This is a genomic window from Pseudomonas sp. AKS31, from assembly GCF_023634765.1.
In the GTDB taxonomy this organism is placed as follows: domain Bacteria; phylum Pseudomonadota; class Gammaproteobacteria; order Pseudomonadales; family Pseudomonadaceae; genus Aquipseudomonas.
The window spans coordinates 1-15,097 of sequence record NZ_JAMLFX010000027.1; the positions used below are offsets into that span (position 1 = coordinate 1).

The window sequence follows — 15,097 nt, forward strand, 5'->3', positions numbered from 1 at the left end:
ACGCCTATCGGCACCTGATCGAAGCGACCAACGCCGTCGGCGACAGCGAGCGTTACGACTACGACGACGCTCACGTGATCCTGCAGCGGCAACTGGCTGGTGGGGCGAGTTTCTTTTGGGAGTGGGAGCGGTCGGGGAAAGCCGCTCGGTGTGTCAGGCACTGGGCATCGTTCTCGCAGATGGACACGCGTTACGTCTGGAACGACGACGGCAGTGTCGCGGTGCATTACGTCGATGGCACCGAAGAGACCTACGTCCACGACGAGCGTGCGCGGCTGGTGCGCAAGGTCGAGGCGGACGGTGGTGAACAGCTCAAGGCTTATGACTATGCCGGGCGGTTGATTGCCGAGCAGGATGCCTTGGGCGCGGTCACCGAATACCGCTACGACGAGGTCGGACGGCTGGTGGCGCTGATTCCACCGGACGAGGCGCCCACGTCCTACGAGTATCGCAACGGTTTCCTGCACAAGCGCTCTCGCGGCGAGGCGGTGTGGATTTACCGGCGCAATGCCGAAGGCGATGTCACCGAAGCGGTCGATCCCGACGGTCAGGTCACCCATTACTACTACGACACCCGGGGACAGTTGCTGTCGATCCGCTACCCGGACAGCAGCCGGCATCGTTTGGTCTGGAACAGCCTTGGCCAGTTGACCGAGGAAACCCTGCCCGACGGTGGCGTGCGGCGCTTTTCCTACGACGCGCTGGGGCGGCGGACCACAACCGCCGACGAACACGGTGCGGTCACCCGGCAACATTGGGACGCCGTTGGCCGACTGCTCCAGACGACGTTTCCTACCGGCAGCACCCGTGCCTACAGCTACGGCGCCTACGGTCAGGTCACCGCCGAGCGCGATGAACTGGGGCGCATCACCCGCTACGAATACGACGACGATCTGCACCTGGTCTCGCGGCGAATCAACCCCGACGGCACGCGGGTGCAGTACCGCTACGACCATGCGCAGTTATTGCTCACCGAGATCGAAAACGAATCCGGGGAAAAATATCGGCTGGACTACACGCCGACCGGGCTGATTCGTCAGGAGGTCGGTTTTGACGGTCGGCGCACCGCGTACGCCTATGACCTCAACGGCCATCTGCTGGAGAAGACCGAGTTCGGTGATGACGGCTCTTGTTTGCTCACTGCTTATGAGCGCGATGCTGCCGGGCGTCTTCTGCTCAAAACCCTGCCCGACGGGATCAAGGTTTCCTACCAATACGACCGCCTCGGCCGACTGATTGGGGTCGACGACGGCCAGCAACACCCGCTGGCCTTCGAGTACGACCGCCAGGACCGGCTGATCACCGAGCATCAGGGCTGGGGCACCCTGCGTTACCGCTACGACGCCTGCGGCCAACTCAAGCGCATGCGCCTGCCGGACAGCAGCGTGCTCGACTACCACCACGCCAAGGGTGGCGCGCTGAGCGGCATCGACCTCAACGGCACACCGCTGACCCACCACGTTTACCAGTCCGGTCGCGAACTGCAGCGCCAGCAGGGTTTGCTGCTCAGCGAATACTCTTACGACGATCAGGGACGCTTACTCGCCCACGCCGTAGGCCATCAGCGCGATGCGTTGTACCGCCGCGATTATGCCTACAGCGCCAACGGCAATCTCGCGCACATTGCCGACAGCCGCCACGGCCAGCGCACCTACGGCTACGACACCCTCGATCAGCTGATCCGCGTACGTCACTCACGCGACGAACTGCCGGAAAGCTTCGCCCACGACCCGGCCGGCAACCTGCTGATGCAGGACCGCCCCGGCCCGAGCCAGATCCAGGGCAACCGCCTGCTGATGCAGGGCGACCGCCACTACGACTACGACGCCTTCGGCAACCTGATACGCGAACGTCGAGGCCGCGCGCAGACACTGGTCACCGAATACCGCTACGACTGCCAGCACCGCCTGATCGGCCTGACCCGCCCGGATGGCCAGACTGCGTCTTACAAGTACGACGCCTTCGGCCGGCGCATCAGCAAAACCGTCAATGGCGAAACCACCGAGTTCTTCTGGCAAGGCGATCACCTCGTTGCCGAAAGCAGCGAAAGCGAATACCGCAGCTACGTCTACGAACCCGGCACCTTCCGCCCGCTGGCCCTGCTCGACGGCAAAGGCCCGAAAAAAGCCTGCCCGTTTTATTACCAACTCGACCATCTCGGCACCCCGCAGGAACTCACCGACTACAGCGGCGACATCGTCTGGTCCGCGCAATACGACGCCTACGGCAAAGTCGCCGCACTGACCCTGGCCGGCGAGGATTACCTGAACCAGCCGCTGCGCTTTCAGGGGCAGTATTTCGATGGGGAAAGCGGGCTGCATTACAACCGACACCGGTATTACGACCCGAGGCTGGGGCGGTATCTGACGCCGGATCCGATCAAGTTGGCCGGTGGGCTGAATCAGTACCAGTACGTGCCGAATCCGACGGGGTGGGTGGATCCGTTGGGGTTAGCTTGCACTCCGTGCCCTGGAGCGATACAGGCAGATGGGCCCTATAGTGAAATTGTTCCAGGTGGGGGATTAGAGGCCCACGAGTCTCGAGGTGGACATGCTATTGCAAGACATGTCAATAGATCGGAGGCTCAACTGAGAGCTAGACTAATGGCTGAGCCGAACATACCTATTGCGTCAACATTTCTTAATAGGGCAGAGGCTGAAGCTGCACTCTCGAATGTTATCAGGAACAACAAAGTCGATATTGATAATTTTCTAGCAGGTAACGCAAGTAAATTTGTGATCAATGAGCGAGTGTCTGCTCCTGCTGGTGTGGGTGTTCTGAGACAGAGTGGAACACTAGAACCGTTGTTTAGTATTAGATTAGTGCTGCGACGGGATGCAACTTCACCACTTGGTTACTTTATTTTGACGGGTTTTGTAAATGACAACTGAAGATTTTCCTAGCCTTTTCCAGTTTCTCGGAGCCTATTTTCATGAGGATTGGATGTGTGATTTTGCCTTCGCAGATGATGTTGTCAGATCTTTCTTAGTCGATTCAGACTGTAGCGCAGTGGAGAGAGTGATAACGGAAATCGATGCCTTGCTGGCGATGAATATGACAGAAAATAAGTTTCGAGATTTCTTACTGAAGGAAATTGGATGTTGTTACTGCTATTGGCATGACTGGCAAGACGGAAATGCGTGGTTAAAGCACATTTCTGTACTTTTCAGAGAAGCTTCACGCAGTAACATTTAGGTGTTCCTGGATGAGCCTTCATCATTTTTGATCTACAGAGATATTGGTTTGTAAGTTGTCACTTCGCTAGCAAGTCCGCTCCCACAGGGCGCAAGTCAACGTTGTCCGATTAACTGTGGTGAATGGACGTCGGGAGTGGCAAGACTATCAATCACATGCACGCTATACCCCGGAACATTCTTCGCATGATGCTTCGCCTGCGAGGCCATCTCAGCGAGTTGGCTAGCATCAAGGTGCGCGCAAGCTTCTGGGTGTAGATGAACGACACCAATGGACAGTGACAACAGCGGAAACTCCTGCCGCACCCCTTGGCGATTCGGCGCAATAAAACATCCCGCCTCAAGGTGTTCGGGACGATAGAAGCGCCGGCACTGGCTTTGAAAGTCGTCGAGCAACTGGTTGAGACGTTTGCGCCAGTCTTCCGGGCCGAGCACGAGCAGGAAATCGTCGCCGCCAATATGGCCGACGAAGTCGCGGCTCGGGTCGACGCGCTCGTTGAGGCATTGCGCCAGACACAGCAGCACTTCGTCGCCGCGCCCGTATCCGTAGATATCGTTGAAGGGTTTGAAGCTGTCGATGTCGACGTAACAGATGACCGACTCGCGGCCTTGTTGCAGCAAGCGCGTCAGGCATTGCTGAATCGGCACATTCCCCGGCAACAAAGTCAGCGGATTGGCATACCGCGCCTGTTGAATCTTCAACTCGGTGATCAGTTTAAGCACGTCGATCACCCGGCCAAGACCCAGGTAGCCGCCGTTAAGAGTAATGATGAAGTCTTCTTCAATGCGTTGGCGGGCGCGGCTGGTGATCAGGCGGCTGACTTGTTGCAGCGACTGGCTCATTTCCACCGCGAGGAAGTCGTCGTTCATCAGGCGGCTGATCGGTTTACGCGCGAACAGGTCGGTGGCGAACGGTTTGAGCAGCGCATCCGACAAGGAGTGGCGGTGGACGATGCCGCAGGGTTGGCCTTGTTCGTCGAGTACCGCCAATGAGTTGAGGTTGGCCTGGCGGCGGAAGGCTTCCAGTACGTTGGCGGTGGGTGTGTCGCGATGCACGGCCGGTTGGTCGTTGAGCAGGGCGCTGAGATCGCTGCCTTCGTCGTTCAGCGCAACGCTGCTGCTGTCATGTTTGGGCATCAAGGCGCGGGCGTCGCGGGGCGGATGTTCCTGGGGACGAGCGAGCAAGTAACCCTGCACCAGATCGACACCCATTTCAGTCAGCACCGCGAGTTCTTCTGGCAGTTCGATGCCTTCGGCGATGACTTGCGCGCGAGAGGCTTTGGCGATTTGCAGGATCGAGCCGACGAATTCACGCTTCAGCGCGTCCTGATGAATCCCGTCGATAAAGTGCCGATCGATCTTCACGTAGTCCGGGCGCAGTTCCGACCACAGGCGCAGGCTTGAATAGCCGGCACCGAGATCATCCAGTGCAATGGAAAACCCCATGGCCCGGTAGTGATGCAAGGCGGTTTGCAGCAACTGGAAATCGTCGATGGGCGTCTGTTCGGTCAGTTCGATGACCACCTGGCTGGGCGGAATGCCGAAATCCTGCAGCAACTGCAACGTGCGCCCCGGTTGATGCGCGGCTTCAAGCAGGGATTCCGGCGAGACGTTGAGGAACAGTTTGCCCGGCAGTTGTTGTTCGTTGAAACGGCGACAAGCGCTTTGGCGGCAGGCGATTTCCAGCTCGCTCAAACGCCCGGCCTGACGGGCCACGGCGAACAGCGCGATCGGCGAGTGAAGAGGGCTATTGGAAGGGCCGCGCGTGAGGGCCTCGTAGCCGAGAATACGGCGTTCGGAGAGGCAGATGATCGGTTGGAACAGGCTGTGTAAACCGCTTTGAGTCAGGATCGAGCTCAAGGCACTCAGCTGTTCGGTCGTGGTCATGGCAATCTCTGGCGATAAAAAAAGGACTGGGAGCGCTCTCGATGAAGAGAGTGGCTCCCAGTCCTTTATTGCACGACAGAATGATGACTGTTTGATGACGATCCGGGGATCATCAGCACTAAATTGCCATCATCTTACTTCTTGGCCACCTGATTGCTCAGCTTCAGGTAATCCAGCAGGACGCGCCCGGTTTCGCTCAGGTAGGCATCGTCTTCTGGTTTGACCTTGTCCGGGTCAGCAGCCGCAAGGGCGTCGTCGTCTTCTTTCTTCAGCTCTTTGAGCGGCTCTTCGCCTTTGGCCTTGCGACGGATGTTTTCCATCGTCAGCTGTTTGGCGTCGATGTCGGCGTGCTGGGCACGGCGTTCGGCTTCATTGAGGCTGACGGTTTTTTCTTCCATCAGTTTCTGCGCCAGCGTCAGCTTGTCACGGATGAACACGAACTCGGCATCCTTGGCGGTGCGAGCGTCATGTTCGGACTTGAGCTGGGCCAGGAACGGCTTGAACGGATCGGCCGCCGGTTTGATCGCCGCGCGGATGGTGTCCCACGGCATGGCTTCCGGCAGTGCGCTCTCGCCGATTTCCTTGGTGTCGATCAGCGACGGGTAGTCGATGTCCGGCAACACGCCTTGATGCTGGGTGCTCTGACCGGAGACCCGGTAGAACTTGGCCAGAGTCAGTTTCAGTTCGCCATGGTTCAGCGGCTGGATGGTCTGCACGGTGCCCTTACCGAAGGTCTGACCACCGATGATCAGCGCGCGGTGGTAGTCCTGCATGGCGCCGGCGAAGATCTCCGAAGCAGAGGCGGACAGGCGGTTGACCAGCAACGCCATCGGGCCTTTGTAGAACGCGCCCGGGTTTTCATCTTCGAGTACATCGACACGGCCATCGGCATTACGCACCAGTACGGTCGGACCCTTGTCGATGAACAGACTGGTCAGCTCGGTGGCTTCCTGCAGGGAACCGCCGCCGTTGTTGCGCAGGTCGATGACCACGCCGTCGACTTTGTCTTTCTGCAGTTCGGTCAGCAGTTTCTTGACGTCGCGAGTGGTGCTCTTGTAGTCCGGATCACCGGCACGGAACGCCTTGAAGTCAAGGTAGAAGGCCGGGATCTCGATCACGCCGAGTTTGTAGTCTTTGCCATCCTGTTTCAGGTTGAGCACGGACTTCTTCACGGCCTGGTCTTCAAGCTTCACCGCTTCACGGGTGATCGGCACGATCTTGGTGGTCTGGTCGTTCGGCGCATTGCTCGCCGGAATCACTTCCAGACGCACCACGGTGCCTTTCGGACCACGGATCAGCTTGACCACTTCGTCCAGACGCCAGCCGACCACGTCGACCATTTCTTTGTTGCCTTGGGCAACGCCGATGATCTTGTCAGCCGGAGCGACCTGTTTGGTCTTGTCGGCCGGGCCTGCCGGCACCAGACGCACGACCTTCACTTGGTCGTTGTCGCTCTGCAACACGGCACCGATGCCCTCGAGGGACAGGCTCATGTTGATGTCGAAGTTTTCCGCGTTATCCGGCGAGAGATAGTTGGTGTGCGGATCGTACGACATGGCGAAGGTGTTGATGTACGCCTGGAAGATGTCTTCCGGACGGGTCTGGTCCAGGCGCGCCAACTGGTTCTTGTAGCGCTTGGTCAGGGTTTCCTGGATCTGCTTCGGCTCTTTGCCGGCGATCTTCATCCGCAGCACTTCGTCCTTGACGCGTTTGCGCCACAGGTCGTCGAGTTCTGCGGTGGATTTGAGCCAAGGGGCGTCCTTGCGGTCGATCAGCAAGGTTTCCTTGGTGGTGAAGTCCATCTTGTCGACGCCTTTGTTCAGCTCGGCAAGGGCGAAGTCCAGACGCGCCTTGACGCGGTCCAGGTAGCGCTTGTAGATGGTGAACCCGGCGTTGAGGTCGCCGCTCTTGAGGAAGTCGTCGAACTGGGTCTTCCACTTGTCGAATTCGGCGATGTCGCTGGCCATGAAGTAGCTGCGCGAGGGATCCAGCAGCTTGAGGTAGCTGTCGTAGATGATCACCGAGCGCGCATCGTCGAGCGGCGGCTTGCTGTAGTGGTGACGCTTGAGCAACTCGACGACGTTCAGGCTGGCGATGACTTCATCGCGATCAGGCTGCAACTTGTCCCAGCTGTTGGCTGCGAATGTAGTGCCCGACACCGGCAACAAACCGATACCGATGAAAAGAGCGAGGGCGGTGCTGGGGAGCAAATGCTTCATGCTGATTCGACGCGGGGACAATTGATAACGCATATTAGGCCGTCTTTGAAGTCGCCGGTTCTACGAGAGCCGGTCGCATAATGCAAAAAGCCCGGCGCTACAGCTTCGGGCTCAGTCCAGACTCACTATGGAGGCACTGTGAAGGCATTGCAAGGCGTTGACGGTCAAGTGGCATGGGTTGAAGAGCCGAGCCCTACGTGCGATGTAGGACAAGTCCGCATCCGAGTGGCGGCAGCGGGCCTCAATCGCGCCGATTTATTACAGAAAGCAGGGCTCTATCCGCCCCCGCCAGGCGCCAGCCAAGTGCTCGGTCTTGAGTGCTCCGGGGTGATCAGCGAGGTCGGCGCGGGCAGTGCCTGGCAGGTCGGCGATCGGGTTTGCGCCTTGCTGGCCGGGGGCGGGATAGCCGAAGAGGTGGTTGTCGACGGACGGCACGTGCTGCCGGTTCCTGAAGGTGTGTCGCTGATAGAAGCCGCCGCATTGCCGGAGGTTTATGCAACAGTCTGGCTGAATGTGTTTCAACTTGCGGCGCTCAAACCGGGTGAGAAAGTTCTCCTGCATGCCGGCGCAAGTGGAATCGGTTCAGCCGCCATTCAGTTGTGCAAGGCGTTCGGCAATCCGTGTTGGGTCAGCGTCGGTTCGGCCGAGCGTTTGGCTTACTGCGAAGCGCTGGGCGCGCAGGGCGGGGTGGTGCGCACCGATGATCTGGAGAGCCTGCGTGATTTCGGGCCGTTCAATGTCATCCTCGATCCGGTCGGCGGTAATTATTCGGCATTGAACCTCAAGCTGATGGCGCTGGATGGGCGCTGGGTGTTGATCGGTTTGATGGGAGGCCGTGAGGCGCAGCTGGATCTGGCGCAGGTATTGGGCAAACGCGTGCAACTGCTGGGCTCGACATTGCGCAGTCGAGATGATCAGTTCAAGGCGGATCTGTTGAGTGATCTGGGTCAGCAGGTGTGGCCGTTGTTTGCGGAAGGGCGGTTGAGTCCGCAGTTGGCCAAGGCATTTGCGGTCAAGGACGCTGAGGCGGCGTTTGCGGAGCTGGCGAGTAATACCGTTTCTGGAAAACTGGTATTGGTGATTGACGAAAGCCTGAGCTGACCCAGGCCGAAGAAGCCCCTCACCCTAACCCTCTCCCAAAGGGAGAGGGGACTGACCGAGTTGTTCTGTCGAGGTCCATCGACCTGACACATGGTGTCGAACTCAGGTTCGGGATGTCAGCCTGCAATTGCAGATTAAATGTTTGTCATTTCCAGAGGTGGATTGGCCAGCCGGATTTTTCAGCGTGCTCCAGCAGCACCGGATCCGGGTTGACCACGTGCGGGAAATCCACCTTCAGCAGCAGGGGCAAATCATTGCGTGAGTCGGAATAGAAACTCGCGCCTTCCAGGTTTTCCTCTTCCGCATCCAGCCATTCCAGCAACCGGGTGATTTTGCCTTCGCGGTAAGTCAGCGTGCCTACGGTTTGACCGCTGTAAACGCCATGGGCGACTTCCAGTTCAATCCCCAGAATTTCATCAATGCCCAGTCGATCGGCAATCGGTTTGACCAGGTGCGTGCCCGACGCCGAGATCACCAGAATCCGGTCGCCGGCCTTGCGGTGGGCGGCGATGGTCTTGGTTGCGTCGCTGAAGATGATCGGTTCGATGACGTCTTCCACCCACGGCCCGACCAGATGATCGACTTCTTCCGGCGTGCGGCCGATCAGCGGTTCGAGGCTGAACGCCATGTACTCTTCCATGCGCAATTTGCCATGGCTGTAGGCGTCCATCAGTTCGTTGTTCTTGCGCATGAACGACTCGGGATCGACCCAGCCCAGGCGCCCCATCTGCTCGCTCCAGAGGGTGGCGCAGTCGCCGTGGATCAAGGTTTCGTCCAGATCAAAAATTGCCAGGGCCATCAGTGCAGTTCTCTCTTCAACGTCAGCAAAGTCATCAGGCTACCTCACACAGGGCCGTCGGATCGATGGAAAGTGCCAGACGCTGACCGTCGGGATGCAGATCGGCGGCGGAGCGGTTAAGCACATCCACCACCAGTTCCACACCGCGCGCTTCGATGCGGTAGCGGATGACGTTGCCGAGAAGGCTGTGGCTGCGGATCTGCGCGTCGAGTTCGCCGTCGAGGCTCAGTTCGATAGCCTCCGGGCGAATGGCGATGCGGTGGTTTATCGGCCGTTGCAACAGCTTCGACGCGTCGTCGGCATCAAGCAGGTTGTAGTTGCCGATGAAGCCGGCGGCGAACACATCGACCGGCGCGGTGTACAAGGTTTCGGCATCGCCGCTCTGGACGATTTTTCCCTGATTCATCAGGAAAATCCGGTCAGACATGGTCAGCGCTTCTTCCTGATCGTGGGTAACGAAAATCGTCGTCAGGCCGAGTTCGCGCTGAATCTGGCGGATCTGTTCACGCAAGTGTTTACGGATTCGTGCATCGAGGGCCGACAGCGGCTCATCCAGCAGCAGCAAGCGCGGACGAGTCACTAACGAACGGGCAAGGGCGACGCGCTGACATTGGCCTCCGGACAATTGATGCGGATAGCGGCTGGCGAAGTCGTTCAGTTCAACCAGTTTCAACACTTGCGACACGCGTTTATGACTGTCGTCGGCATTGACCTTTTGCATGCGCAGACCGAAGGCGACGTTTTGCTCGACGGTCATGTTGGGAAACAGCGCATAGCTCTGGAACACCATGCCGATCCCGCGTTTCTGTGGGCTTAACGGCACGATATCGACACCATCGAGCAGGATCTTGCCGCCATCCACGGGCGTCAGGCCGGCAATGCAGCGCAGCAGGGTGGATTTGCCGCAGCCGGACGGGCCGAGGAGGGTGACGAACTCGCCCTTGTTGATCTCGCAATTGATGTCGCTGAACACCGTGGTGCCTGCGTAGTTTTTCTGCAGGTGTTGGACGCTGACATAGCTCATTCGCTTTTGTCCTTGTTCAAGATGTTGGCGATCCAGGTCAGGACCAGCACGAAAAAGAAATACGAGATAACCAGCGCACTGGTGAAGTGACCGCTGCTGTTGCGCATGTTGTTCAGATAAACCTGCAGGGTTTCGTAGCGCGTGCCGACCAGAATATTGGCGAAGACGAACTCACCGAACAGGAACGAGAACGACAACAGCAACGCGACCATCAGGCCTTTGCGCAGGTTCGGCAGCACTACCAGAAACGCCGCCTGAAAGGTGCTGGCGCCGAGCAGTTGTGCGGCGTCCATCAGGTCGCGCAGGTTGATCGCTTGCAGGTTGTTGGTGATCGCCCGGTACATGAACGGCAGCGCCACAGTGAAGTAGCAACCGATCAGGATCCACGGCGTGCCGACCATCGCCATCGGCCCGGAACCATACAGCTGCAGTAACCCGACTGACGACACCACCGGCGGCACGGCGAAAGGCAGCAGGATGAGGATGTTCATCAGCGCATCGAGTTTCGGAAAGTGGTAATGCACCACGAACAGCAGCGGCAGGATCAGCACCACCGACAGCACCAGCGCGCCAACGCAGACCAGCAACGATTGACCGAACGCGTGCAGGAAACGCGGATCGCTCCACAACTGGATATACCACTTGAAGGTGAAACCGCTGGGCAGGATGGTCGCCGACCAACTGCTGGCGATCGAATAGATCAGCGTGCCCAAGAGTGGCAGCAAGAGGATGGCGAACAACAGGTACACCACGGCGCGGTGGTAGAGGCCGGCCGGGCCTGATTCAGCGCGAGACATGGTAGCTCCTCTTCAACAGCAGTTGATGTACGACGGTGACGATGGTCATCAGCGCCACCAGCACCACGGCCAAAGCGCTGGCCAGATTCGGGTCGAGGGAGATATCGCCGGAAACCATCGCCGCAATCCGTATCGGCAGCACGTTGAAGTTGCCGGTGGTCAACGCATACACCGTGGCATACGCGCCGAGGGCGTTGGCCAGCAGGATCACGAACGTGCCGAGCAGCGCCGGGGTCAACACCGGCAGACCGATGTGTCGCCAGAACTGCCAGCCGTTGGCACCGAGCAGTGCGGCGGACTCGCGCCAGTCTTCGCGCAAGGCGTCGAAGGCTGGGTAGAGCAGCAGCACGCCGAGGGGGATCTGGAAGTAGGTGTAGAGGATAATCAGGCCGGTTTTCGAGTACAGGTTGAAGTCCTGAATGATCCCCGACTGCTTGAGCATGATGGTGATGCTGCCGTTGAAACCGAGCAGGATGATGAACGCGAACGCCAAAGGCACACCGGCGAAGTTGCTGGTCATGTTGGCGAAGGCATTGACGAAATTGCGCAGTTTCGAGTCGACCCGGCGCAACGAGTACGCACCAAGTACGGCGATGATGATGCCGAATACGCTCGACCAGAAACTGATTTCGAGGCTGTACTGGATCGCCTGTAAATAGAACTTCGAGCTGAAGATCTTGCTGAAGTTGGCGAAGCCCCAGCCGAACTCTTCCGATTGCAGGCTGTTGATCATCACCCAGACCAGCGGGGCGATTTCAAAGACGATAAAGAACAGCGCGAAGGGCACCAGGCACAGCGCCGCCAGCCATTTGCCGCGAGTCATCGAGTTCACTTGAGCAACTCCCGGCACACTGGTTTGTCGTGGGGCACGCCGAGCAGTTCGCAGACGGTGCCGCAGATGTCGGTCTGCTTGGGTGCGGCGCCAGCGTCGAGGCTGAACGCGTCACCGAGGACAAACAGCGGCACCTGGCGTTCTTCCGGCAACAGGCCGTTGTGCGAGCGATCGTTGTTCATGCCGTGATCGGCGGTCACCACTACCTGATAGCCAGCGTCGAGCCAGCTTTGCAGATAGTCGGCGAGGATGATGTCGGCGAATCGCGCGCTGTTGCGGTATTGCGAAGAGTCGAGGCCGTGTTTGTGCCCGGCGTCGTCGACGTTCATCGGGTGGATCAGCAGAAAATCCGGCGCGTGACGCAGGCGCAGGTTTTCCGCGTCGGCGAACAGGTGCGAATCCGGGTAGTGATCGTTCCAGTAGAAATGCCCGTGCTGGATCGGCAGCGACAGGTTGTCGGTGTGACGGTCACGTGCCGCCACAAACGGTGAGCGGTTATACAACTCGCTGACCCAGTGATACGCCGCCGCAGCGGTTTTCAAACCGGCATCGCGGGCGTAGTGATAAATGCTGCGCTGGTTGGACAAGCGCGAGACGTCGTTGTGGACGATGCCGCTGTCGATCGGCGGCACGCCGGTGAGGATGCATTCATAAAGCGGTCGGGACAGGGCCGGCAGTTCGCACTCCAACTGATAGAGCGCGGCGCGTCCTGCGCCAACATAAGCCTGCAGATGCCCCATGGCGTGACGTGCGACCTCGTAGTTGAGGCCGTCGAGCACGACAAGGATGACGTTGTGCTTCATAGGGGCAAAAACTCCGCGAAACAAAAAAATTCAGATTCAGCCAGGATCACCTGTGGGAGCGAGCCTGCTCGCGAATGCGGCAGATCATTCAACATTAATGTCGACTGACACGACGCCTTCGCGAGCAGGCTCGCTCCCACATTTGGATCTTCAACAGATCACGCAGTAGTGATCAGCCGCGTTATTTCATCTCGACGATGACTTCTTCGTTCCACTTCTGTGGCAGGGCCTTGGAAGTCTTTTCCCACGCATCGGCGTCTTTGATCGGCGTGACCTTTTTGTACTGCTCGTTCGGCAGCAGCTTGGCCTTCACGTCTTCCGGCAGTTGCAGGTGCTCGGCGCGGATCGGGCGGGCGTTGCCGCGAGCGAGGTTGGTCTGGCCGGCGTCGCTGAAGATGTATTCGCGGGTCAGCTTGGCGGCGTTAGGGTTTTTCGCGTACTTGTTGATGATCGTGGTGTAGCCGGAAATCACCGAACCGTCGGACGGGATCAACACCACGTAGTCATCCGGGTTGGCCATCTTGGCTTTGTAGCTCAGGCCGTTGAAGTCCCAGACCACGCCGACTTCGATCTCGCCTTTTTCCATGGTGGCGATGGTCGGGTTGGCCATCGACAGGCGACCCTGTTTGGCGATGTCGGCGAACAGCAGCAGCGCAGGCTGGATGTTTTTCTCGTCGCCACCGTTGGCCAGTGCCGCAGCCAGAACGCCGTTGGCGGCTTGGGCGGCGGTGCTTACGTCACCGATGGACACCTTGTATTTGCCGCCCTTGAGGTCAGCCCATTTGGTTGGCACTTCGGAGCCATGCAGCAGCTTTTTGTTGACGATGAACGCGATGGTACCGGTGTAGGCCAGTGCCCAGTTGCCGTCCTTGTCTTTGGCCCAGTCCGGGACTTGATCCCAGGTGCTTGGCTTGTACGGTTGCACCACGCCTTGCTTGACCGCGATCGGGCCGAAGGCCGCACCGACGTCGCCGATATCGGCAGTGGCATTGTCTTTCTCGGCGGCGAACTTGGCGATTTCCTGGGCCGAGCTCATGTCGGTGTCGATGTGCTTCAGGCCATAGGTTTTGGCCAGGTCTTCCCAGGTGCCTTTCCAGTTGGCCCAGTCATCGGGCATGCCGACGCTGTTGACGGCGCCTTCCGCTTTCGCAGCGGCTTCGAGGGTTTTCAGATCGGTGCCGGCCGCCATGGCGGAGGTGCACATTGCAATGGTCGAGCCTAACAGTGTTGCCAGGAAAAGCTGTTTCATTCCGAAGCTCCTTGGTCGTGTTCAACGCTGCGATTGCGGTGTGTGTTGGTCTAGGTCAGCAATACCTGAGCCAATTTAAGGGGGCTGGATGACACTTTGATGTCGGCGGCCTTGTGTCAGGCCTTTTATTTGCCCGGTATTGGCGGGTGCCAGATAAGCGTAGACCATGCCCAAAGGCCCGTAGTGCAAGGGACTTGGCCGATGTATTGCAAGTCATGAAGACGACCGTTCGGTAGTTTTGTCATCTCTCGGTCATCTGCACTGCCTAGGCTTGCATCATCAGAAAACGGCTTGATCGCCGTGCGGTTTTGCCCCGAAACAGTGCTGGTCTAGTCCAGATAGGTAACGTTGATGCGCGATGAGGCAACAAAAGCGGTGACAGCGATTGGCCAGGTGTTGCAGGAGCAGCTCGATCACGGCTTGCTGGCGGCGGGCAGCAAGTTGCCGGCCGAGCGCAAGCTCAGTGAGTTGTTTGGCACGACGCGGATTACCGTGCGTGAGGCGCTCTTGCAGTTGGAGGCGCAGGGACAGATTTATCGCGAGGAGCGGCGGGGGTGGTTCGTTTCGCCGCCGCGTCTGGCGTACAACCTGATGCAGCGCAGTCACTTTCACGCGATGGTCAGTGCGCAGGGGCGGGAGCCGTCGACCGAGGTGATTTCGGCGCGGTTGCAGCCGGCTTCGGCGGCGGTTTGCGCGTGGTTGCAGTTGCCGGCGTTGTCGAGCGTGATTCAGATTTGTCGGTCGCGGCGCATTGACGGGCGTTTGGTGCTGTATGTGGAGCACTATCTGAATCCGCAGTTTTTTCCGGGGATTCTTGAGTTTGATTTGAATCAGTCGATGACCGAGTTGTATGCGCGGCATTACGATTTGCACTATGGGCGGGTGCGTTTTGAGATTGTGCCTACGTCACTGTCGGTGGATGCGGCGGCGGCTTTGCGAGTTTCTGTCGGGAGTCCGGGGTTGCGGATTGCTCGGGTTAATTATGATCAGCATGAGCGGTTGATTGATTGTGATCTGGAGTTTTGGCGGCATGATGCGATTCACGTATCGGTTGATGTGGTTTGATCGTTTTGGGTGTATATCCGTTGCTTCGGGTGTTGCTGATTAGGGTTCCGCCCTTACGGCCATCCCTTTCAAGGTCTTTTCGTTTTGGCAGCCTTGATTACCCGGTCCGTTGAAACATGCGCATGCA

Annotated in this window: 12 protein-coding genes; 4 read left to right on the forward strand and 8 right to left on the reverse strand. The window is 58.7% G+C overall.

Annotation, left to right across the window (positions count from 1 at the left end):
• Positions 1-2,891 (forward strand): RHS repeat-associated core domain-containing protein (locus M9827_RS27380; RefSeq protein WP_250608325.1); only part of this gene is annotated, 2,891 nt, incomplete at its 5' end.
• On the forward strand, positions 2,881-3,195 hold the full coding sequence (locus M9827_RS27385) for a contact-dependent growth inhibition system immunity protein (protein WP_250608327.1): 315 nt from the start codon (positions 2,881-2,883) through the stop codon (positions 3,193-3,195). The genes M9827_RS27380 and M9827_RS27385, both read left to right, overlap by 11 nt.
• A 95-nt stretch (positions 3,196-3,290) precedes the next feature.
• Here M9827_RS27385 and M9827_RS27390 read toward each other — a convergent pair whose 3' ends face one another.
• Complete coding sequence (locus M9827_RS27390) at positions 3,291-5,081, reverse strand: bifunctional diguanylate cyclase/phosphodiesterase (protein ID WP_250608329.1); 1,791 nt, start codon at positions 5,079-5,081, stop codon at positions 3,291-3,293.
• A 134-nt stretch (positions 5,082-5,215) separates the two neighbouring features.
• Positions 5,216-7,300, reverse strand: a complete 2,085-nt coding sequence (locus tag M9827_RS27395; protein ID WP_250608331.1) for a carboxy terminal-processing peptidase — start codon at positions 7,298-7,300, stop codon at positions 5,216-5,218.
• Positions 7,301-7,438: 138 nt separating this feature from the next.
• Here M9827_RS27395 and M9827_RS27400 point away from each other — a divergent pair, with 138 nt between their 5' ends.
• The gene (locus M9827_RS27400; RefSeq protein ID WP_250608333.1) at positions 7,439-8,401 is read left to right on the forward strand and encodes a zinc-binding dehydrogenase; all 963 of its coding nucleotides are present in this window, start codon (positions 7,439-7,441) and stop codon (positions 8,399-8,401) included.
• A 145-nt stretch (positions 8,402-8,546) separates the two neighbouring features.
• Here M9827_RS27400 and M9827_RS27405 read toward each other — a convergent pair whose 3' ends face one another.
• The 6 genes from M9827_RS27405 to M9827_RS27435 all read right to left on the reverse strand — a co-directional run bounded on the left by M9827_RS27405 (position 8,547) and on the right by M9827_RS27435 (position 13,905).
• The gene (locus tag M9827_RS27405) at positions 8,547-9,200 is read right to left on the reverse strand and encodes an HAD family hydrolase (protein ID WP_250608335.1); all 654 of its coding nucleotides are present in this window, start codon (positions 9,198-9,200) and stop codon (positions 8,547-8,549) included.
• Between the two features lie 34 nt (positions 9,201-9,234).
• A complete protein-coding gene (locus M9827_RS27410; protein ID WP_250608336.1) occupies positions 9,235-10,224 on the reverse strand; it encodes an ABC transporter ATP-binding protein in 990 nt (329 codons plus the stop codon).
• Complete coding sequence (locus M9827_RS27415) at positions 10,221-11,021, reverse strand: ABC transporter permease (protein ID WP_250608337.1); 801 nt, start codon at positions 11,019-11,021, stop codon at positions 10,221-10,223. Before M9827_RS27415 ends, M9827_RS27410 begins: the two co-directional genes overlap by 4 nt.
• Positions 11,008-11,844: an ABC transporter permease gene (locus tag M9827_RS27420; protein WP_172604543.1), complete on the reverse strand. Its 837-nt coding sequence runs from the start codon at positions 11,842-11,844 to the stop codon at positions 11,008-11,010. The genes M9827_RS27415 and M9827_RS27420 overlap by 14 nt, the downstream gene beginning before the upstream one ends.
• A 5-nt stretch (positions 11,845-11,849) precedes the next feature.
• On the reverse strand, positions 11,850-12,656 hold the full coding sequence (locus M9827_RS27425; protein ID WP_250608338.1) for an alkaline phosphatase family protein: 807 nt from the start codon (positions 12,654-12,656) through the stop codon (positions 11,850-11,852).
• A 181-nt stretch (positions 12,657-12,837) separates the two neighbouring features.
• Positions 12,838-13,905, reverse strand: a complete 1,068-nt coding sequence (locus M9827_RS27435; RefSeq protein ID WP_027613356.1) for an ABC transporter substrate-binding protein — start codon at positions 13,903-13,905, stop codon at positions 12,838-12,840.
• Between the two features lie 351 nt (positions 13,906-14,256).
• On the opposite strand from M9827_RS27435, the gene M9827_RS27440 reads away from it, so the two are divergent.
• Positions 14,257-14,970 (forward strand): UTRA domain-containing protein, encoded by a 714-nt coding sequence (locus M9827_RS27440; RefSeq protein ID WP_250608340.1) that lies wholly within the window; start codon positions 14,257-14,259, stop codon positions 14,968-14,970.
• Positions 14,971-15,097: the final 127 nt, after the last annotated feature.